Here is a 20785-nt window from a genome sequence, read left to right on the forward strand (position 1 = left end):
ATAAACCATACAACAATGCACACGGTACTACTCATGGCCTGGCTCATGTTGAGCGGCCTTCTACTGGCTGGCCACGCCACCGCCCAGATTCCTAAAACCACGGCCGACCGTATGCAGCGCGTCGAGAACAGCCTGATTCCCTACGTACCTGTAACGGGTTTCAATAACTGGAACCTGACCGACCGGATGGCCTTTCACCGCGTACAGGGCCTGAGTATCGCCGTGATGCACAACTACCGGATCGACTGGGTGAAAGCGTATGGAGTAGCCGACACAACAACCCGCCGACCGGTAACGACCGAGACGCTGTTTTCGGCGGGCTCCATCTCGAAGCTCGTTGCGGCCATGGCTGCAATGACTCTGGTAGACCGAAAGAAAATGGCGCTCGACACGCCCATCAATACGTACCTGACTTCCTGGACATTGACCGAAAACGAGTTTTACCGCCAAAAACCGGTCACGCTGGGGCTGCTCCTGAGCCACCGGGGCGGCACAAGTCAATCCGCTTATTTTGGCTACACACCCGACAAGTCGCCCCTGCCATCGGTGGTCGATATTCTGTCGGGTGCGCCCGGTACCGAAACCCGACGGGTGGTGGTGAACAGTGAGCCGGGCAAAGAGTTTCGGTACTCGGGTGGTGGGTATCTGGTGGCGCAACAGGCAATGGCAGACGTGAGCAAACAGGATTTTGCCACGTTTACCAACGAAGCATTGTTTCGTAAGCTGGGCATGATGCACTCCACGTTTGCGCAGCCATTGCCCAAGCAACTGGACCGTAACGCGGCCTGGGCTTATTCTGAGAACGGCTGGTTTAAAGGCATGCCCTACGTGTATCCGCAGGCGGCTCCGGCCGGTCTCTACAGCACCCCCACCGATCTGGCCCGCCTGCTGATTGACCTGCAAAACAGTTATCGCGGTAAAGGCGGGATACTGAGTCAGGCAGCAGCCCGGACTATGTTAACGCCCAGAGCCCCGGTTTCTAGTGGCTATTATAAAGAAGAAATTGGCATGGGTCCGTTTTTTTTGCAACGGACTGATAACCAGACAAAAGCAGGGGTTTATTTTGAGCATACCGGTGTAAATGCCGGCTTTCTTGCCTACGCAATCGGTAGTCTGGAAGGAGGCAACGGCGTAGTTATTATGATGAATAATGATGGGGGAGCCAGCGAGTTGGGTAAGGAAATCAGGCGGGCCGTGGCGCAGGTTTATCAGTGGCCCGGTTTTCTGCCCGATCCCATTACGCCCCGCCCTCAGCCCGAATCCGTACTGGCTGGGTACGTTGGTCGGTTTCAGCGCGGGCCCGATGAAGTCATCACGTTCCGAAAAGAGCAAAACTACCTTGTTGAAACCATTAATGAAGGCAATCCGATCTACTGTTTCCCCATTGCCCGTGATACCATCGCCTTTTCCGATTATCCCCTGAAAGCATATTTCCACCGCAATGCTTCAGGTCAGGTCGATTCTGTGCGAACAGAATGGCAACAGACCGCCATGCGTCGTTTGAGTGATAATGAATTGCTGCCCAACGAGTTGATTCGGGCGGGACGAATCGCTGAGGCCGTAAACGGGTACAGAGCTATGAAAAAAGGACTGTATGATCTGACCTACATGGCTTATGACTTTACCAATCGACGGCCCGCCAACCTCGACGCGGCAAAAGGTATTCTGGAGCTGGCGCAGGAACAGCACCCTCAGGCCAGCATCGTGTATGCCCGGTGGGGCGATTTATACCAGAAGCAGGGAAGCAAATCGAAGGCTATAACCGCCTATGAAACAGCCACAAAACTTGATCCCAATGACACCGATAGCCGCGAAAAGCTGACCGCCTTACTGGCTCATTGAGGTAGAGTTATGGCTGTATCTAGCCTTATGCGGGCTAAAGTGAGTCAGCGGGATTAGGCTGCGTCTAAACCATTTCGAGTCTATTTAGTCAATAGGTATATAGCTACGTAATAGATCGTGGCTTTACTCAACTAAACGACTTAAACCATGAATCGCTTTTCACTCCTAGTCGTAGGGTCTCTGTTATCAACGTCGACCCTATCGCTTGCTCAAACTACGGGCGGCCTTCCGCAGGCCCTTCTTGAGCTTGTCGGCTCTGTCACCCTTTCCGACGCGCAGGTGGTTGAAGCCTCGAAACAGGCTGTACAACAGATGGACGCGCAAAACCAGGTGGCGGGTCCGAGTGATCCGTATACCGTTCGGCTGAACAAAATTGTGGCTCGCCACCACACCATCAGTGGCATTCCGGTCAACTACAAAGTGTATTTGACCAAAGACGTCAACGCTTTTGCTACCGCCGACGGCAGTGTGCGGGTGTTCAAAGGTCTGATGGACATTATGACCGATCAGGAAGTGCTGGCGGTGATGGGCCATGAGATGGGGCACGTGGTGAACAAAGATTCACGCGACGGGATGAAAGCCGCCCTTCGCCGGTCGGCCGTTCGTGATGGACTAGCTTCCCGGTCGGGTACCGTTGGGCAGGTAGCCCGGTCGCAGTTCGGGGCAGCGGCAGATTACCTGCTCGGTGCTAAATTCAGCCGGCAACAGGAAACAGAAGCTGACGACTACAGCTACCAGTTCCTGAAGAAAAATGGGTACAGCGTATTGGCATTGGCTACCTCGTTTGAGAAGCTGGCGAAATTAGGTGGTGGCGGTGGTCCCGAATTCATTTCCGATCACCCCGACAGCGCCAAACGGGCTCAGCGCGTCCGTGATCGCGCCCGTCAGGATGGACTAGCGAGGTAGTGAATATGGGGCCACGAGCGTGGAGCAACATTGAATACACACAAAAAAGCCGTTCCTGATTCAGGAACGGCTTTTTGACTCTTCAGTTGTTGTAAAAAGCGTAATTAGCGACTGGCAGCCACTTAAAAAATGTATTTATTCTCGGCGATCATGGCATCGGCCACGCGACGGCGAGCGTCTTTCAAATTGATCGGTTCAATTTTGGTGAACCGTTTCAGGCCCATCAGCATCACCCGTAGTTCATCGCCTTCCGCAAAGCTCGTAATGGCTGACCGACCGGCGTTGCTGATCTTCTCAACGGCTTCGTGCAGGTACGTGATGGCAATGTCTTTCTGCAACGCCAACGCCGCTTCGCCTTTCACCCCGATCGACTTCTCGACGCGTAGCAGTACCGACTCGGCCACGTACACTTCGATCGCCATATCGGCCAGGTTCATCAGTATCTCCTGCTCATGCGAGAGTTTGCCCATGAACTTCTGAACGGCCGCACCGGCTATCATCAGCACCGATTTTTTCAGGTTTTTCAATACCTTCTTTTCAGCGGCAAACATCGACTCGTCTTCGTCGGCGCTGAAATCAGGAATCGACATGATCTCTTTGGCAATCGCCATCGCGGGCGTCATCAGGTCGAGTTCGCCCTTCATGGCGCGCTTCAGCAGCATATCCACCACCAGCATCCGGTTGATCTCGTTGGTACCTTCAAAAATCCGGTTGATCCGGGCATCGCGGTAGGCACGTTCCATCGGTGCGTCGGCTGAGTAGCCCATGCCGCCGTACACCTGAACGCCTTCATCCACCACGTAGTCGAGCACTTCTGAGCCGTGAACCTTCATGATGGCGCACTCGATGGCAAACTGCTCCAGGGCTTTCAATTTCGCCGTAGCATCGTCCATGCCGCCTTCTTTCAGGTCTTCGATGGCATCATCGATGTTCTGACCGGCGCGGTAGCTGGCTGATTCCGAAGCGTATACCTTAATCGCCATTTCGCCCAGCTTGTGCTTGATGGCACCGAAGCGGGAAATGTTGATGCCGAACTGTTTCCGTTCGTTCGAGTACCGGACCGCGTCGTTGATCGCCTGCTTGGCACCACCCACAACGGCAATGCCGAGTTTGATACGACCAATGTTCAGGATGTTCACGGCAATTTTGAAGCCGTTACCACGATCCGACAGCAGGTTCTCAACGGGCACTTTTACATCGGTGAAGAACACCTGACGCGTGTCTGACCCTTTGATACCCAACTTGTGCTCGGGCTCGTTCATCGTGATGCCTTCGTACGAACGCTCAACGATGAAGGCCGATAAATTCTTGTCATCATCTATTTTGGCGAAGACAATATACAGGTCTGCGAAACCACCGTTGGTGATCCACATTTTCTGACCGGTAATGGTGTAGAACTTACCATCTTCCGTCAGTTTAGCTTTCGTTTTACCCGAATTGGCATCTGAACCAGAATCGGGCTCGGTCAGGCAATAAGCCGCTTTCCACTCACCCGTAGCCAGTTTAGGCAGGTATTTAGCTTTCTGCTCGTCGTTGCCATAATACACGATGGGCAACGTACCTATACCCGTATGCGCCGACAGAGCCACCGAGAACGAATGACCGGCACCCGTTGCTTCAGCTACCAGCATCGACGTATTGAAATTCATGCCAAATCCGCCATATTCTTCGGGAACCGACGTACCCAGCAGACCCAGTTCACCCGCTTTATCCATCAATGACGACATCAGGTCGGGCGACTTGGCGGCGTCAATTTCGTCCAGACGGGGCCAGATTTCTTTGGCCAGGAACTCGCGGCAGGTAGCCGCAATCATCTGTTGCTCCTCCGTAAATTCTTCAGGAATGAACACCTGCGAGGCATCCGTGTCTTTAATCAAAAACTCGCCGCCTTTAATCGAAGCTTTATTGTCGGTTGCAATCATTGTTCAGGAATTGTTATGCGTGCATACTATTTACGTACAAAGATGAGAATTAATTCAATAGGTAGTATGCATGCATACTATTTTTTATGCAAGTGGTTTCTGCCCAATTGACGTAACTTTCAGCGCTGAATTTAGTAGTCACTTTACTACGGTGTCATTTGCCACCAAAGACCTTAACACGACAATCAATGGATTTTCTGTATTCGTTCGACACCTCTACCTGGCTTATCATTGGCGGTATCTTGCTATTCATCATTGGCGTCGCCATCTATCTCCGCTGGTCGGCCGGAAAAAGCCCAAAAGCGGTGGCGCAGGCTACCCAAAACGGAATCACCGTAAAGGTGTTCTATAGCCAGCCCAGCCGAAACGACCGCACCATTTTTGGGGGCGTCGTGAAATATGATAAGGTCTGGCGCACAGGTGCCAACGCTGCCACGATCATTGAGTTGGCGCAGGACGTTCGGGTCAGCGGAAACCGCCTGGCCAAAGGCCGCTATTCACTCTACACCATTCCAACACCCACCGACTGGACGATCATCATCAACCGCCGCACAGGCCAGTGGGGGCTGAGTTATAAAGAAGCCGCCGACGTGCTGCGTTTCACCGCCTCGACACGTACCTACAGCCCAGCCGCCGAGCAATTTTTCATCAGCTTCGAACCACAACCCGGCGGCCTCAACATGTTGCTTACCTGGGCAGACGTTCAGGTCGTGATGCCGTTCCAGAAAGCGGCGTAAGTAAGAGCACGAGTAGCCAAGCAGCCCCCAAAGCGCGAAACGGTGGCTATTTTAGTACATCAATCGTGTGGACCGGTTGCGCCCTATCGACCAGCATTTGCATGGTCGTTGTTTCGTAAACCGCCAGATTGGCGTCACGTACCTGGAGCATGATGGGCCGGATGGTGCAGGTTTCCTCGTCAGCACAGTCGTCGCAGCGGACGTAGAAATTGAGCGATACGCAGGGGGTTGGCGCAATGGGGCCGTCGATAATACGAATGACCTGTGCCAGCGTGATTCGTTCCGGGTCGACCCGCAGCGAATACCCGCCGCCTTTACCTTTCTGACTTTGTAGCACGCCGTGATTGCGTAATTCCAGGAGGATGGCTTCCAGAAACTTCTGGGGAATCAACTCTCTGGCCGCTATTTGGGAAATCAGAACCGGCCCTTCACCGTATACTTCCGTGAGCGCTTTCAGCGCCTTGAGGGCGTATTTTGCTTTTTTAGAGATCATGTGTCCTGTCAGCTAGTTGTGAATCGGGTAGGCCGTTACCATAGTCCTTCTGGTCAATAAATTTTATATAGTTATTCGAAAAATAAAAATTTCGGTCCTCTGCAAACCACCTCCCGCCCGCCGAATCCATTTGGGCGGGCCATACCAGATGCCTATCCTGCTATAACGATAGACCTCCCCGATTGCTTTGCTGAAGCGACAATTTTTGTGTAACGGCAACTTCATAACTTGATAATGAGTAAATTAATAATCTTAGTCTATTGATTTGATATAATAACTCCCTAAAGCCTATAGACTTTTGTTCAAGTATTTGATAATCATTTGCTTATATTTTCTTTTCGTAACTAATCTTTACTGTTCATCTTTGCTGTACCTATTCACCAACCGTGTTATGAACTTCTCTTATTAACTCTATGATCAGATTCTTACCTAAAAATCAATCAGCCACCGGTTTCACCGCCTACTGGCTGATCATCATCGGATGTATGTTCATCCTTCCGTCGGCCTGGGCGCAGACGATTGTTACCGGCACCGTCACCGATGCTACGTCCAACGAACGGCTGGCCGGTGCCACGGTTCAGGTCAAAGGCACCACGGTCGGAACCACTACGGATGCGCAGGGAAGCTACAAAATCAACGTACCTGCCAACGGCTCGTCGGCCACGCTCGTCTTTTCATTTATTGGCTATCAACCGCTTGAGCAGTCCGTTGGCAACCAGACAACCATCAATGCGAAACTGACCAGTTCCGACAACGCACTGGGCGAAGTAGTCGTTGTTGGTTATGGCGTGCAGAACCGGCGCGATATTACCACGGCTATTGGTTCGGTTCGGGCGCAGGATATTGCCAATCAGCCGGTTTCGAGCTTCGATCAGGCCCTGGCGGCTAAAATTGCCGGCGTGCAGGTAACCCAGACATCAGGCGCACCGGGTGCTGCTCTCCAGGTACGTGTGCGGGGCACTGGCTCGATCAGCGCGGGCCTTGATCCGCTGTATGTGATCGACGGTATTCCGCTGTCGCGCGATACGAAATTTGCGACGGGCAGCACAAACACCCAGTTTCCCGATAACCCGATCAACGTACTGAGCACGCTCAACACCGACGATATTGAGCGGATTGAAGTGTTGAAAGATGCGTCGGCGGCGGCTATTTACGGGTCGCGGGGCTCCAACGGCGTGGTGCTGCTAACGACCAAACGCGGTAAAGAGGGAAAAACCATTATCAGTTACGATTCGTATGTGGGTTTTCAGCAGGTGACCAAAAAACTCGATCTGCTCAACGCCTACGAGTACGCGACCCTGAATGCCGAGGGGAAAAACACCGCCTACCTGGAACGCAACCCGGCTGGAAAACCAACCGACTCGAACGATATTCGGAACAGCAACGCGGCCTGGGGGGCACCCAGTACATTGATTCCACCCCAGGTTACGCCGTATCTGACCGGGCAGGCGGGACTGACGAATACCGACTGGCAGGATCAGATTTTCCGGACAGCGCCAGTTCAGAATCACACGATCTCGATCTCTGGTGGTAACCCGAACGTCAAGTACTACGTGTCGGGCAACTACATGGATCAGCAGGGGACGGTCATTAATTCGGGGTTCAAACGGTACAGCGCCCGCGCTAATCTGGACATCAAAAGCGGTCGCCTTTCAGTTGGTTTTAACCTGAACCCGACGTTTGCGCACCACGACCTGATCAAAGCTGAAGGCCCGTATCTGGCCGATGGCGTGATTGGTCTGGCGTTGCAAATTGCCCCGATCTGGCCTGTTTACAATGCTAATGGCTCGTATAATTTCGACGCCAACGGCTGGGGCTACGGCGCTACCTCAATTCTGAACCCGGTGGCCGTGGCTAAAGAAGTGAGCGACAAACTGGATCAGATCCGGCTGCTGGGAAATGCCTACGCGCAGTATGATATCACGAAAGGCTTATCGTACCGACTCAACATCGGAGCTGATCTGAACAACTTCCAGCGCGATTACTACCGCCCGTCGACCGTTGAAATTCGTGACCGCAAAGGCCCGTCGATTCCAACCGGCTTTTCGCGTACCCAGAATTATGTTGACTGGCTGATCGAGCATACGCTGAACTATACCCGCACCATCGGCCTGCACAACCTGTCGGCGCTGGCAGGATTCACTTCGCAGAAAGATCGCCGGACGGCCAGCGAACTGTCGGCTACAAACTTTCCAAACGATCTTGTTCAGACGCTTAATGCCGGTCAGGTTACGGGCGGCAGTTCCGACATTCAGGAATGGTCACTGCTTTCGTATCTGGCCAGGGTTCAATACGATTACGATGGTCGATACCTGCTTTCTGCCGCCATTCGGGCCGACGGTTCGTCGCGTTTCGGAGCCGCCAACCGCTGGGGCTATTTTCCAAGTGTGTCCGCTGGCTGGAACGTTGCTCAGGAGCCTTTTCTGAAATCGTCGACATGGCTCAGCGACCTGAAACTACGCGGCAGCTTCGGTCTGACGGGGAATTTCCAGATTCCAAACTACGGCTCGGTTAGTCTGCTTAACTACCAGAACTACGTACTTGGGCCCGAAACGGTCGTGAGCGGACTGGCTCCCGGCAACTCGGCCAATGATAAACTAAAGTGGGAAAAAACGGCCATGCTCGACATCGGGTTCGACGCCAGTTTCTTCCGCAACCGCCTCACGCTGACCGTCGATTATTACAACGCCAATACGTCTGACCTGCTGCTGAACGTACCTGTGCCGCGTACCTCAGGATTCAGTACGGAACTACAGAACATCGGAAAAGTAAATAACCAGGGTTTTGAGTTCACGCTGGGTACGCAGCAGACCTTCGGGCGGTTTGGCTGGACGGCGAGCGCCAACCTGGCCACCAACCGCAATGAAGTGAAGGCACTGGGCGCGTCGGGCGATCCGATCATTGTGTCGGGCGGGGTTGCCGGAGCGCAGTTTATTACCCGAATCGGCGAACCGATTGGCCAGTACTGGACTATGCAATACGACGGTGTGTTTAAAAACCAGGCCGAGATTGACGCCTATCCGCATACGGCCACGACCCGGCCCGGCGACTTCCGGTTTATTGACACCAACGGGGATAAGAAGATTGACTTCAGCAGCGACCGCACCGTGACCGGCAGTTATTTTCCGAAATATACCTTCGGCTTTACCAACCGGTTTACGTACTCAGGTTTCGATCTGGGCGTGACGGTGCAGGGTGTGCAGGGCAATAAAATCATGAACCTGATCCGGCGCTACCTCTACAATTCCGAGGGTAACGGCAACCAGTTCCGGGGTGCGCTCGACCGTTGGCAGTCGGCCGATAATCCGGGCAATGGGCTGGTTAACCGGGCCAATCGTCTGCAAACCGGATCGAACGGCGAAATATCGACCTGGCATATCGAAAACGGCTCGTATGTTCGGATCAGGACGATCTCGCTCGGTTATTCGTTGCCCTCCGCCCTGTTGCAACGCCTGCACCTGAACCGGGCCAGAATCTACGTCAGCGCGCAAAACCCGTTCACATTCACCAAATACAGCGGCTATAACCCGGAAGTGAGCAGCCGACCCGATAACTCGCTGTCGCAGGGCGAAGATTACGGCACGTACCCACTTGCCAAAACCACCTCGCTCGGCATTAACCTCAGCTTCTAAACCCACCCAGCGATATGAACAAAGGAACACATCCCATTCAACAGTCGGTCTTTCGTACATCACTGCGCAAGACGGTTGCTCTTTCACTTCTGATTACGGGCCTTTCTGCCTGCCAGCAAGGCTTTCTTGACCTGAAACCGCTGTCGCAACCGAACGTCGATAACTTTTACAAGACCGCCAACGACTTTGGCAACGCGGTAAATGGGGCGTACGACGTGCTGCAATCGGCCAGCCAGTATGGTGGCGATTTCAATACACTGCTCGAAGCCCGAAGCGATAATGTGCTCGACAACGACCCATCGTCGAACGCCGGTCTGCGCTATAATGTCGACCGGTTCATCGAGCCAACCACCAACTCGATTCTTCGCGATACCTGGGGCAGCCTGTACACTGGCATCAACCGGAGCAACCTGATCCTGGACAGGATCGATGCCGTGACCTTCGACAATACGCTGAAGAACCGGTACAAAGGCGAAGCTCAGTTTATTCGGGCGCTGTCTTATTTCAATCTGGTTCGCTTATGGGGAAAAGTACCGCTGGTACTCAAAGCCGGAACGACCACCGACTCGCGTTCGTACATCCGCAATGAGGTAGCTGAGGTATACGCCGCCATTGAAAAAGACCTGACCGATGCGGCGGTGAATCTGCCCGCCAGCTATACGGGCGCCGATATAGGCCGGGCCACATCGGGCGCGGCCAAAGGGTTGCTGGGCAAGGTACTGGTAACCGAAAAGAAGTTTGGCCAGGCGGCTACGGTGTTGCGCGAGGTCATCAGCGCAGGTACGTATCGCCTGTTGCCAAACGCGGCCGATGTGTTTGCTGTCACCAATAAGAACAACGCCGAAATTGTGTTTGCGGTGAAGTTTAAGAAAGGTGTCGGCGGTGCCTTAGCGGAAGGTCATGCCCTTTGGTACGGCACCAACATCGGTGATAACATCGAGGCGTCGCTCCGGGCAGCCTATCCGGCTGGCGATACGCGCAGAGCGTTGACGGTGCAGATTCCGGTTCCCAGCAACGTCAATGTGGTGCCCCGGAAGTTTTACGACGAGTTCTCGGCGATCAGCGACGTAGGTAACGATTTTCCAGTGTTGCGCTACGCCGACGTGCTCCTGCTGTATGCCGAAGCCGTAAACGAATCGGCGGCTCAATTTAGCAGCGAAGCGCTGTCGGCGGTTAATCAGGTACGTTCGCGGGCGGGTGCGCCAGCTTATACGGAAGCGCAGCTTGGCGGTTTACAAGCTACCTTCCGCGAAGCCATCATCAACGAACGTCGGCTTGAACTGGCGTTGGAAAACGACCGTTGGTTTGATCTGGTCCGTACGGGAAAGGCCGTGGACGCGTTGAAAGTGACGGGTATTACCGTGCCTGCCAACCGGCTCGTTTATCCCATTCCCCAATTGGAAATCGATACCTACAATAATCCGACAACGTTTGCCCAAAATCCGGGTTATTGAGTAAAGAGACTTTTATCTATTACATCGCGCCAGATACGTTGCTGGCAAGCAATATCACCAACTCGCGAAGCAATAAACGATGTATATGACGCGTAGACGTTTCTTCGAACATTCTTCAACAAACAAAAAACGAGTATGAGTAGCTTACAACAGCCGAACCGGTTCGCCGGAGCGACGGCCCGGCCCATCGGGATTTATTACGAACATCCCGACTGGTTTAAACCGCTCTTTGCCGAGTTGGACCGGCGCGGTATTGCCTACGAACGAATCGACGCAGCGCACCATCTGTACGACCCTTCGGAAACAGAAAGCCCGTATGCGCTGGTCGTAAATCGCATGAGTTCGTCGGCCTATCTGCGTGGGAACGGGCAGGGTATTTTCCATACGGCGGGATTCCTGACTCATCTGGAACGCATCGGCGTGCGGGTGATCAACGGTACGGTAGCCACGAGCATCGAAACGAATAAAGCGCGGCAATTGTCGCTGCTGGCTTCACTTGGGTTATCTTTTCCGAAAAGCCTCGTTGTGAATCACGTCTCGCAGATTCCGAAGGCGGCGGCACGATTGCAGTTTCCGCTGGTGGTGAAAGTAAACATCGGCGGTGCCGGGGCGGGCATTGTCCGCTTCGACACGCCTGAAGGGCTACAGGCCGCTGTCGACGCCGACCAGATTGATCTGGGCATCGACCAGACGGCGCTGGTACAGGAATTTGTACAACCGCGTGGTGGGCATATCGTTCGGGTGGAAACGCTGAACGGCAAGTTTCTGTACGCCATGAAGGTGTTCACGACGGGCGAGAGTTTTAATCTCTGTCCCGCCGAAATCTGCGCTATTCCCGAACAGCCCAGCGCCGATTTCTGCCTGACCGACGCCCCGAAAAAAGGAGTTCAGGTGGAAGCCTACACGCCGCCAGCCAACATCATCGCCGATGTAGAGCGCATCGCCAAAACTGCTCAAATTGACGTCGGCGGTGTGGAATACCTGATTGATGACCGTACGGGCGAGGTGCTATTCTACGATATCAATGCCCTCTCCAATTTCGTTGCCGACGCGGTGAATGTAGTGGGTTTCAACCCCTACGCCAACTTCGTCGACTATCTGGAAACCCAACTGGCTGGCGACTCCGTGGAGTCGAAAGCTGAAGATGTTTTGGAGGTGTCGTAGAGACAACGATCAGGTACGTTACGCCATACGTTAAAAGTCACTCAACAACGCTAACTCAACAAGTATGAAATTTGGTTATTGGATGCCCGTCTTCGGCGGGTGGCTTCGCAACGTCGATGATGAACAGATGCGGCCCGACTGGTCGTATGTAAAAAACCTGGCCCAACGATCGGAAGAGTGGGGCTATGACCTGACGCTCATCGCTGAATTAAACCTTAACGATATCAAAGGCGAAGAGGCTCCGTCGCTCGATGCCTGGTCAACGGCGGCTGCACTGGCTGCAGTTACGGAGCGAATCGAATTGATGGTGGCGGTGCGGCCCACGTTTCATTCACCCGCCCTGTTGGCCAAGCAGGCCGCCAATATCGACCATATCAGCGGGGGAAGGCTCACGCTCAATGTTGTGTCATCCTGGTGGCAGGACGAGGCTAAGAAGTACGGTGTTCATTTCGAACAACATGATGATCGCTACGCCCGCACGGCCGAGTGGCTACATGTAGTGGACAACCTTTGGAAGCAGGATCATTTTTCGTTCGAGGGAAAATACTATCGGGTCGAGGATTCGATTCTGCAACCCAAGCCACTGTCGCTACCACGGCCATTCATTTACGCCGGAGGTGAGTCAGACGCGGCCAAAAACCTGATCGCTGCCCAGTGCGATGGGTACGTCATGCATGGCGATGATCCCGAAGCCATTGGCCGACGAATCAACGACCTCCGTGAACGGCGCGAACGCCTGCGCCCGGACCTTCCGCCAATGAAGTTCGGCGTGGCTGGCTACTCGATTGTTCGGAATAGCGAACAGGAGGTAAAACGGGAGATCGCGCGCATTACGAATGTGCAGGGCTCGTCGGCGGGGTATAAGAATTACCAGCAGTGGCTGGCCGGTACGCAGTTGGAAAAGAAACCGTCGCTCGAAGATTATTCGGTCTCGAACCGGGGTCTTCGTTCGGGCCTCACCGGCACCCCCGACCGGGTGGCTGAACAGGTGGCCGCTTTCGAGGCCGTGGGCGTGGATTTTCTGCTGTTGCAATGCAGCCCGCAATTAGAAGAAATGGAGCGGTTCTCCGAGGCGGTCATTCGCGTAATGGCATAGGAGACTGACTGAACGCTTACATTTCGGGACATATAATGGACAAGCCCCTGCTGGTTACCCCCTTAGTCAAGATAGGGGCTAACCAGCAGGGGCTTTAGTACATGTAGGGGTTATCGGGCAATCAGCACGCGCCTGGTCTGAATGCCGGTTGGCTCTACAACTCGTAGCAGGTACGTTCCTGTTTGCAAACCGCGTACGTCAAGTTGCAGTCTGTCGGTGACAACGGCTTGCCAGTGGTGGCGTTGCCCGTTCATATCGAGTAGCTCGGCGGTAGAGCCGGGAATCAGGCCCGCAATGTTGATGTCTGTGCCAACGGGGTTGCCCAGAATAGTGAGCTCGCCGTTGGCACGAATGAGCACCGCCCGGATAGGGGAGTAGCTGAATGTTCCGTCGGCATCCACCTGCTTTAGCCGGTAGTAGTTGGCACCGGAAGCAGGCGTTTCATCGCTGAAACTATATTGCTGGCGTGTTGTGGTTGTGCCCTGACCAACTACGTGCCCAATGCGCGTGAAGGTCTGTGCATCAAGGCTGCGTTCTATATCGAAGTGGGCATTGGCTATTTCGCTGGCGGTAGTCCAGTCCAGGCGGGCCATCAGATTAGTCGCTTTGGCGGTGAATGACGCGAGCGTAACGGGTAGCGTCGTATTGGTTATAGAAAAAGTGGCTACGACTGGGTTGGCGGCACTACCATCGACAAATGGCCCCCCATTGCCCGTATTGGCGGAGATCGTAAAATAAACGTTGAGGATGTAGTTTCCTGACGGTAGACCTGCCGCCAGATTGATACCGGCATTTGTGGTAGTCCAGGACTGATCACCATTCGCAAAATTTTGACCAAATGGTAAGTTAATGGCTGTGTAGGCAGGAGCCAGATTCCCTTGTTGGTATACGCGATAATACATTGTGGCCCCTGTAACATCACCACCACTATTTTTATACGTTTTCACTTCGCCCCCGTTCAGGAAAATCGAGGTGTTGATCAGCCCAAAATTGACTCCATTCAGGGGTGGATAGAAATTTTCGGGCCCCACGAATCCTTCGCGATATAGGTTGCCTCCACCGTCTATGTTGAGGATAGCATACGTTTGAAAAAGACCGGCGTTTTGAGCGTTCGCTGAAAACAACAGCGATAAGCAAAGCAATAAGCTGTAAATGAACTTCATAGGTTGGTTGGTTAGCACCCACAAATATGAAGCTTTTTACCTAATAAATGGTATAAATTACCTAATAGGTTAGTATTTTTCCGTGTTTAGTCGGCTATGGTTACATAAACTAATCGGGGCCGTTGCACCCATATCATTAGTGCAACGGCCCCGATTAGTTTGTAATAAATTACTTCTTGTTGCTATCTACTTTCAACCGTTCCTCACGGTTAGCGATTTCCCAGGCGGTGAAGAAAACAAGCCGGGCCGTTTTTTCTGCCAGCTTAAAATCGATCTTCTCTACATCGTCGGTAGGCCGATGATAGTCTGGATGGAGGCCGTTGAAATAGAAGATGATGGGTATTTTGTGCTTAGCGAAGTTGTAGTGATCCGAGCGGTAGTAGATGCGCTCGGGATCGTTCGGATCATTGTATTTGTAATCCAGGTCCATCTTCGTGTTGGCGTTGTTCTGCTCTTCGCTGATCTTGTGCAGATCGCTCGACAGTTTATCCGAGCCGATCACGTAGATGTAATTGTCGTTGGGCTGCTTGTCTTTGTGCAGGTCATCGACCCGGCCAACCATGTCGATGTTCAGGTCGGCAACGGTGTTTTCGAGTGGGAAAATCGGGCCAAAATCGGCGTAGTATTCCGAACCCAACAGGCCTTTTTCTTCACCTACCACCGTCAGGAACAGGATTGACCGGCGAGGGCCCTTGCCTTCGGCCTTTGCTTTGGCAAATCCCTGAGCCAGTTCCATCACCGATACGGTGCCCGAGCCATCGTCATTGGCCCCGTTGTTGATCTGTCCGTCGGGGCTAATGCCGATATGGTCGTAGTGGCCTGATACCACCAGCACTTCGTCTTTCTTGTCGGAGCCTTCCAGGTAACCTGCTACGTTTTCGGTCTGCACGTTCTCGTCTTTGCGTTCGCCTTTCACCGATATCTTACCAGCGAGCTTACCAATGGTGCTGGTGCCCATTTTCGCCATCTGATCCAGTCCCTTGCGGAATTTGTCGGGCGACTGACCAAGTAGGGCGGCGCCCATATCGGTCGATACCATGAACGTACCTATGCTGCCGGTGTTTTCGGCACCGGGTTTCAGCGACAGCCGGTTGAAGCGTTGTTGCAGGGCACCGCGCTCGCGCAGCAGTTGCTTGAAGCCCGCCGCGTCGGCCGTTGAGATAATGAATATTTGCGCGGCTCCTTTGTCTTTGGCGGCGGTCACCTTGGCCCGGTAGCTATCGGGCTTACCCCACTTCGACCCTTCTTTGGTGTTGTTCACGGCCGATGTTCCGTCGGCGTTTTTGGGCTCGCCATCGAGCATGACCACGGCTTTTCCCTTCACGTCGAGGTTCACGTAATCGTTGAATTGATCGTCGACGATGCCGTAGTTCACGAAAACGGTTTCGTAGTTGGTTTCGGCTGGTAACGAGAACAGGCCGTTGAGCAAAAAGTCGGTCAGGTACGTAAACTGCTTGCCACCCGCTTTAACGTAAAGGTCGCCCCAGTTTTTTTTGTACAGGGTAAACGGTTGCAGGAAGCCCATTGTACCGTCGGCCTGTTTCACAACGGGTTTCAGGCCGTAGGAAGCGAACTGGCTGGCGATAAAGGCCGCGGCTTTTTTCTGGCCACGCGTGCCTGTTTCGCGGCCTTCCATATCGTCGGCGGCCAGAATGCGCAGGTTTTTTTCAAGGTCAGCCGCCGTAACGGTCTGCGCGTAGGTAACAGCCGCCGCCGACGTTGGACCGGAAGCCGTTGGGGCCACCGAAGAAACGGTCTGAGCCAGCACAAACTGGCCGGTCAGCATAAGAAGGCCGGTCAGCCGACCAGCGCGAAGTGAATACATAAGGTGTATGTAAGGTGATGAACGCGTGTATTGCAATTCCAAAGATAAACGATTGACTGGCAGTGGATGGTATCTGACGAGTACAACCGCATTTTTAATGAGTTTTGTCATCGCACCGGATGGTATCTATCCCTTTAACCTGTCTTTATAGTGGTATGAAAACGAATGGATTACTGATCGGTGGCATAGGTGCAGTGGTAATTCTGTGCTCGTTCTCGTTATGGGGGCCTTTCACAGACCGTGTCGATTTCAATACGCAGATCAAACCGATTCTCAACAAGAATTGCATCGCCTGCCACGGCGGGGTTAAAAAGGCGTCTGACTTTTCGTTGCTCTTCAAGCAGGAAGCGTTTGCGCCTGCCAAATCTGGCCACCCGGCCATTATCCCCGGCGACGCTGACGGGAGCGAACTCATCCGCCGCCTGAGCCTGACCGACCCCGACGAGCGCATGCCGCTGGATGCACCGCCGCTGAAAGCTGACGAGATCGAACTGCTCAAAAAGTGGGTCGATGAGGGTGCCGAATGGGGCGATCACTGGGCCTTTCAAACCCCAGCTCTGCCAGACGTACCCAGCATTGGCACCATCTGGAGTCGACTGGGGCTGGGCGCGCATCCCGAAACAGACTGGGCCACCAACGAAGTGGATCATTTTGTGTTGGAAAAGCTTCACGAGAAAGGCCTGACCGCCTCGCCAATGGCCGATAAAGCCACGCTCCTTCGCCGCCTTAGCCTCGATATAACGGGCCTGCCGCCAACGGAAGCCGAACTCGCCGCCTTTACCGCCGACCACTCGCCCGACGCGTACGCAAAACAGGTCGACCGGCTGCTGGCTTCGCCCGCTTTCGGTGAAAAATGGGCGGGTATGTGGCTCGATCTGGCCCGCTACGCCGATACGAAAGGCTACGAGCGCGACCCCGGCCGAAAAATATGGCGATACCGCGATTACCTCATCAACGCCTTCAACGCCGACAAGCCGTATAACCAGTTTCTGACCGAACAACTGGCCGGTGATCTGCTCCCCGATGCCACCGACGAACAACTGATTGCTACGGGCTTCCACCGAAATACGATGAATAATGACGAAGGTGGTACGCAGGACGAAGAGTTTCGGGTGGCAGCGGTCATTGATCGGGTGAACACCACCTGGGACGTTTTTCAGGGAACTACCTTCGCCTGTGTGCAATGCCACAGCCACCCGTATGACCCTTTCCGGCACGACGACTATTACAAGTACATGGCGTTTTTTAACAACGCCCGTGACGAAGACGTGACCACCGAAACGCCGACGCTACGGTTCTACAAAGGAAATGATTCGACCCAACTGGTTCAGTTAGCCTCGTTTGTGCGCCGGTCGGTGCGCGATCCGAAACAGGCCGATGCGGAGGTGCGTCGGGTAGAGAAGCTGGCCCGCATGGTGGAGCCGAAGATCAATTCCCACGATTTCGATCAGTATGTGAACGCCTCGTTGCTCGATGCCAAGTTCTTCGTTGTTCAGGATAAAGGCTCGGCCCGCATCAAGCCGATGACCCTCACGGGACGTACCCGACTGTATGTAGCCTGGGGTACGTCGGCGCCCGATGCGCAGATGACCTTCCGGCTCGACAGCCCAACCGGGCGCGTGCTGACAACGGTGCCGGTGCCCAATACGGGCGGTGCCTGGAGCGATTCGGTGCAGGCCATCACGCTGCCCAACGTACCTGGAAAACACGCCGTGTATCTGTCGCTGAACAGCCCGACCAAACCGACTGAGTGGGTGATGTTGAAATGGGTGTCTTTCCAGCCGCCACTGGCTTCCGTTGCCGAAACTACGCTGCTTGGTTTGTTGAACAAAAATCCCGACCAAACACCCATTATGCTCGACGGTACGGGCGAACTGGCTCGCAAAACACATGTGTTTGTGCGCGGAAGCTGGCTGTCGCCCGGTGCCGAAGTGATGCCCGACGTACCGGGTACGTTGCCCCCGATGGACACCGACGGCCAAACGCTACCCCGCAACCGCCTCGGCCTTGCCCAATGGATGACCCGCGCCGACCATCCGCTGACGGCCCGTGTGGCGGTGAACCGGTTTTGGGAGCAGCTTTTTGGTACAGGCATCGTAGAAACCGTAGAAGATATGGGCACGCAGGGCATTCAGCCCACCCACCGCGAACTGCTCGACTGGCTGGCGGTGACCTTTGTGCAGGATGATGAGTGGAGCATGAAGAAGTTACTGAAGCGGATGGTGCTGTCGAGTACATACCGTCAGCGGTCCGGTGTTACGCCGCCCGCGCTGGCGGCCGATCCGTTCAACCGGTATTTTGCGCGTGGGCCGCGAGTCCGTTTATCAGCCGAACAAGTGCGCGATCAGGCGCTGGCGGTGAGTGGCTTGCTCAATAAAAAAATGTACGGCCCGAGTGTGATGCCACAGCAGCCCGATGGCATCTGGCAGTCGCCGTATAACGGCGAAGCGTGGGTGCAGGCCAAAGACGGGGAGCAATACCGTCGCGCACTATATACGTACTGGAAACGTACCGCGCCGTATCCGTCTATGATCACATTTGATAGCCCCAGCCGTGAGTTTTGCCAGATTCGCCGCCTGCGCACGAACACGCCGCTTCAGGCCCTGGTTACGCTCAACGATCCGGTCTACGTAGAAGCCGCCCACCGCCTGGCCGACTACATGATTCATCGAGGGAAAACAACTGACCAGCAAATCCAGGCCGGTTTTCGCCGCCTGACGCTGCACGATCTGACAACCAAAAAGCAGGCCGTCCTGCTGAATTTATACCGCACTACAGAAGCTTACTACGCTCAACACCCGACCGACGCAGGTACGTTGTTGGGGCAGGCTACTGGCTCAGGTACGTTGCCTGCTGCCGGTGAGTTGCCTAAGCGGGCGGCACTGCTGGTGGTGGCCAACACGATGATGAATCTGGATGAAGTGATTACGAAGGAGTGAGGGTAAACACAACTACACATGAAAAACCTACAAAACGAACTTCAGCAAGCCGCCCTTCGTCGCGAAACGAGGCGGCACTTTCTGCAAACCTGCTCAACGGGGCTGGGGGCTATGGCCCTGGGTACGTTCATGGGCGGTTGTAACCCGTTCAGTAGCGATAAAAAATCTGCCGCCAGCCTGGCTACCGGGGCTGATCCCGCTGCGGCCTCGATGGATCCTCGGTTGTCGCAGTTTGCGCCGAAAGCCAAGCGGGTCATCTACATCCACATGGCGGGTTCGCCGAGCCAGTTAGAGTTGTTTGATTACAAGCCTGAACTACAGAAATACGATGGCAAAGACTGCCCGCAGGAGCTGCTCACGGGTAAGAAGTTCGCCTTTATCCGGGGCGTGCCGAAGATGCTTGGCTCAACGGCTAAATTCAGCCAACATGGGCAGTCGGGCGCGTGGATCAGCGACTATATGCCCCACTTGCAGACGGTTGCCGATGAGCTGACGTTTATCAAATCCATGCACACCGACCAATTTAATCATGCCCCGGCACAGTTGCTCATGCATACCGGCTCGGCGCGACTGGGACGCCCTAGCATAGGCTCGTGGGTGACCTACGGGCTGGGAACAGAGAATGATAACCTGCCCGGTTTCATCGTGCTGGCATCGGGCGGGAAACAGCCCGACGCGGGGAAGTCGATCTGGGGAAGCGGTTTCCTGCCAACGGTGTATCAGGGTGTGCAATGCCGGACGGATGGTGACCCCGTTCTGTATGTGTCTGATCCCAACGGCATGTCGCGCGATATTCGGAAGCAGACCATCGAGGCCATCAACCAGATCAACGAGCAGGAATACCAGGAAGCCAAAGACCCGGAGATCCTGACCCGGATTTCGCAGTATGAAATGGCCTTCAACATGCAGGCGTCGGTGCCCGATGCAATGGCCATAAGCGGCGAACCCCAGTACATCCTGGATGCCTACGGCGTTGATCCCAACAAAGGATCGTTTGCCCGAAACTGCCTGCTCGCCCGCCGACTGGCCGAACGCGGTGTTCGGTTTGTGCAGCTTTTCGACTGGGGGTGGGATACCCACGGCACCAGCAAAGATTCGTCGGTGGATTTTGGTTTGCAGGAAAAGTGCCGACAGACCGATCAGGCCGTGGCGGCGCTGATCAACGATTTGAAACAGCGCGGCATGCTCGACGATACGCTGATTGTCTGGGGCGGCGAATTTGGTCGAACCCCGATGCAGGAGAACCGCGACGGGCAGACGCAGGCATTCCACGGCCGTGATCACCATCTCGACGCGTTTACGGTCTTTATGGCGGGCGGTGGCGTAAAGCGGGGCCTGACCTATGGCGAAACCGACCCAATCGGCTATTACGCCATGAAGGATAAAGTGCATATTCACGACTTGCAGGCCACCATTTTACACCAGATGGGTTTCGATCATACCAAACTGACTTACCACTTCCAGGGGCGTCCGTTCCGCCTCACCGACGTGGCCGGAAAAGTGGTGAAGGGCGTGCTGGCGTGATAATCAGGGGTGTGGGTAATTGGTTGGCCGGTTTCTAATACATTGCTTTTGCGAGTTGCTTCGCTAGTTGTGCCCTTCGACAGGCTCA

At 54.4% G+C, this 20785-nt stretch carries 13 protein-coding genes; 9 read left to right on the top strand and 4 right to left on the bottom strand.

Going from position 1 to position 20785, the window contains the following annotated elements:
• Positions 1–15: 15 nt before the first annotated feature.
• Positions 16–1842 (top strand): serine hydrolase, encoded by a 1827-nt coding sequence (locus ACFE8Q_RS00355; protein WP_375443362.1) that lies wholly within the window; start codon positions 16–18, stop codon positions 1840–1842.
• Between the two features lie 147 nt (positions 1843–1989).
• On the top strand, positions 1990–2748 hold the full coding sequence (locus ACFE8Q_RS00360; protein WP_375443363.1) for a M48 family metallopeptidase: 759 nt from the start codon (positions 1990–1992) through the stop codon (positions 2746–2748).
• Between the two features lie 122 nt (positions 2749–2870).
• Here ACFE8Q_RS00360 and ACFE8Q_RS00365 read toward each other — a convergent pair whose 3' ends face one another.
• Entirely contained in the window at positions 2871–4670 is a 1800-nt protein-coding gene (locus ACFE8Q_RS00365; RefSeq protein ID WP_375443364.1) for an acyl-CoA dehydrogenase family protein, read from the bottom strand.
• Positions 4671–4858: 188 nt separating this feature from the next.
• Here ACFE8Q_RS00365 and ACFE8Q_RS00370 point away from each other — a divergent pair, with 188 nt between their 5' ends.
• The gene (locus ACFE8Q_RS00370; RefSeq protein ID WP_375443365.1) at positions 4859–5407 is read left to right on the top strand and encodes a DUF2911 domain-containing protein; all 549 of its coding nucleotides are present in this window, start codon (positions 4859–4861) and stop codon (positions 5405–5407) included.
• Positions 5408–5453: 46 nt separating this feature from the next.
• On the opposite strand, the gene ACFE8Q_RS00375 is transcribed toward ACFE8Q_RS00370, so the two are convergent.
• Positions 5454–5900, bottom strand: a complete 447-nt coding sequence (locus tag ACFE8Q_RS00375) for an RrF2 family transcriptional regulator (RefSeq protein WP_375443366.1) — start codon at positions 5898–5900, stop codon at positions 5454–5456.
• A gap of 413 nt (positions 5901–6313) precedes the next feature.
• On the opposite strand from ACFE8Q_RS00375, the gene ACFE8Q_RS00380 reads away from it, so the two are divergent.
• The 4 genes from ACFE8Q_RS00380 (at position 6314) to ACFE8Q_RS00395 (ending at position 13246) form a co-directional block, all read left to right on the top strand.
• Entirely contained in the window at positions 6314–9532 is a 3219-nt protein-coding gene (locus ACFE8Q_RS00380; protein WP_375443367.1) for a SusC/RagA family TonB-linked outer membrane protein, read from the top strand.
• Positions 9533–9546: 14 nt separating this feature from the next.
• The gene (locus tag ACFE8Q_RS00385) at positions 9547–10986 is read left to right on the top strand and encodes a RagB/SusD family nutrient uptake outer membrane protein (RefSeq protein WP_375443368.1); all 1440 of its coding nucleotides are present in this window, start codon (positions 9547–9549) and stop codon (positions 10984–10986) included.
• Between the two features lie 135 nt (positions 10987–11121).
• Positions 11122–12150: a RimK family alpha-L-glutamate ligase gene (locus tag ACFE8Q_RS00390; RefSeq protein WP_375443369.1), complete on the top strand. Its 1029-nt coding sequence runs from the start codon at positions 11122–11124 to the stop codon at positions 12148–12150.
• Between the two features lie 64 nt (positions 12151–12214).
• Entirely contained in the window at positions 12215–13246 is a 1032-nt protein-coding gene (locus ACFE8Q_RS00395) for an LLM class flavin-dependent oxidoreductase (protein ID WP_375443370.1), read from the top strand.
• Positions 13247–13356: 110 nt separating this feature from the next.
• Here the strand turns inward: ACFE8Q_RS00395 and ACFE8Q_RS00400 are convergent, their stop codons facing one another.
• Positions 13357–14409, bottom strand: a complete 1053-nt coding sequence (locus ACFE8Q_RS00400; RefSeq protein ID WP_375443371.1) for a T9SS type A sorting domain-containing protein — start codon at positions 14407–14409, stop codon at positions 13357–13359.
• Positions 14410–14578: 169 nt separating this feature from the next.
• A complete protein-coding gene (locus tag ACFE8Q_RS00405; protein ID WP_375443372.1) occupies positions 14579–16234 on the bottom strand; it encodes a M28 family peptidase in 1656 nt (551 codons plus the stop codon).
• A gap of 155 nt (positions 16235–16389) precedes the next feature.
• Here ACFE8Q_RS00405 and ACFE8Q_RS00410 point away from each other — a divergent pair, with 155 nt between their 5' ends.
• Both ACFE8Q_RS00410 and ACFE8Q_RS00415 read left to right on the top strand, forming a co-directional pair.
• Positions 16390–19173, top strand: coding sequence for a DUF1553 domain-containing protein (locus ACFE8Q_RS00410; RefSeq protein ID WP_375443373.1), 2784 nt, complete (start codon positions 16390–16392; stop codon positions 19171–19173).
• Between the two features lie 18 nt (positions 19174–19191).
• Positions 19192–20697 (top strand): DUF1501 domain-containing protein, encoded by a 1506-nt coding sequence (locus tag ACFE8Q_RS00415; protein WP_375443374.1) that lies wholly within the window; start codon positions 19192–19194, stop codon positions 20695–20697.
• Positions 20698–20785: the final 88 nt, after the last annotated feature.

Origin of the sequence: uncultured Fibrella sp. (assembly GCF_964250085.1) — a bacterium.
Classification (GTDB): Bacteria; Bacteroidota; Bacteroidia; order Cytophagales; family Spirosomataceae; genus Fibrella.

Excerpts from the sequence above, each read along its gene's own strand:
- ACFE8Q_RS00355 (WP_375443362.1), top strand. The coding sequence starts at position 16 with ATGCACACGGTACTACTCATGGCCTGGCTCATGTTGAGCGGCCTTCTA.
- ACFE8Q_RS00360 (WP_375443363.1), top strand. The coding sequence starts at position 1,990 with ATGAATCGCTTTTCACTCCTAGTCGTAGGGTCTCTGTTATCAACGTCG.
- ACFE8Q_RS00365 (WP_375443364.1), bottom strand. The coding sequence starts at position 4,670 with ATGATTGCAACCGACAATAAAGCTTCGATTAAAGGCGGCGAGTTTTTG.
- ACFE8Q_RS00370 (WP_375443365.1), top strand. The coding sequence starts at position 4,859 with ATGGATTTTCTGTATTCGTTCGACACCTCTACCTGGCTTATCATTGGC.
- ACFE8Q_RS00375 (WP_375443366.1), bottom strand. The coding sequence starts at position 5,900 with ATGATCTCTAAAAAAGCAAAATACGCCCTCAAGGCGCTGAAAGCGCTC.
- ACFE8Q_RS00380 (WP_375443367.1), top strand. The coding sequence starts at position 6,314 with ATGATCAGATTCTTACCTAAAAATCAATCAGCCACCGGTTTCACCGCC.
- ACFE8Q_RS00385 (WP_375443368.1), top strand. The coding sequence starts at position 9,547 with ATGAACAAAGGAACACATCCCATTCAACAGTCGGTCTTTCGTACATCA.
- ACFE8Q_RS00390 (WP_375443369.1), top strand. The coding sequence starts at position 11,122 with ATGAGTAGCTTACAACAGCCGAACCGGTTCGCCGGAGCGACGGCCCGG.
- ACFE8Q_RS00395 (WP_375443370.1), top strand. The coding sequence starts at position 12,215 with ATGAAATTTGGTTATTGGATGCCCGTCTTCGGCGGGTGGCTTCGCAAC.
- ACFE8Q_RS00400 (WP_375443371.1), bottom strand. The coding sequence starts at position 14,409 with ATGAAGTTCATTTACAGCTTATTGCTTTGCTTATCGCTGTTGTTTTCA.
- ACFE8Q_RS00405 (WP_375443372.1), bottom strand. The coding sequence starts at position 16,234 with ATGTATTCACTTCGCGCTGGTCGGCTGACCGGCCTTCTTATGCTGACC.
- ACFE8Q_RS00410 (WP_375443373.1), top strand. The coding sequence starts at position 16,390 with ATGAAAACGAATGGATTACTGATCGGTGGCATAGGTGCAGTGGTAATT.
- ACFE8Q_RS00415 (WP_375443374.1), top strand. The coding sequence starts at position 19,192 with ATGAAAAACCTACAAAACGAACTTCAGCAAGCCGCCCTTCGTCGCGAA.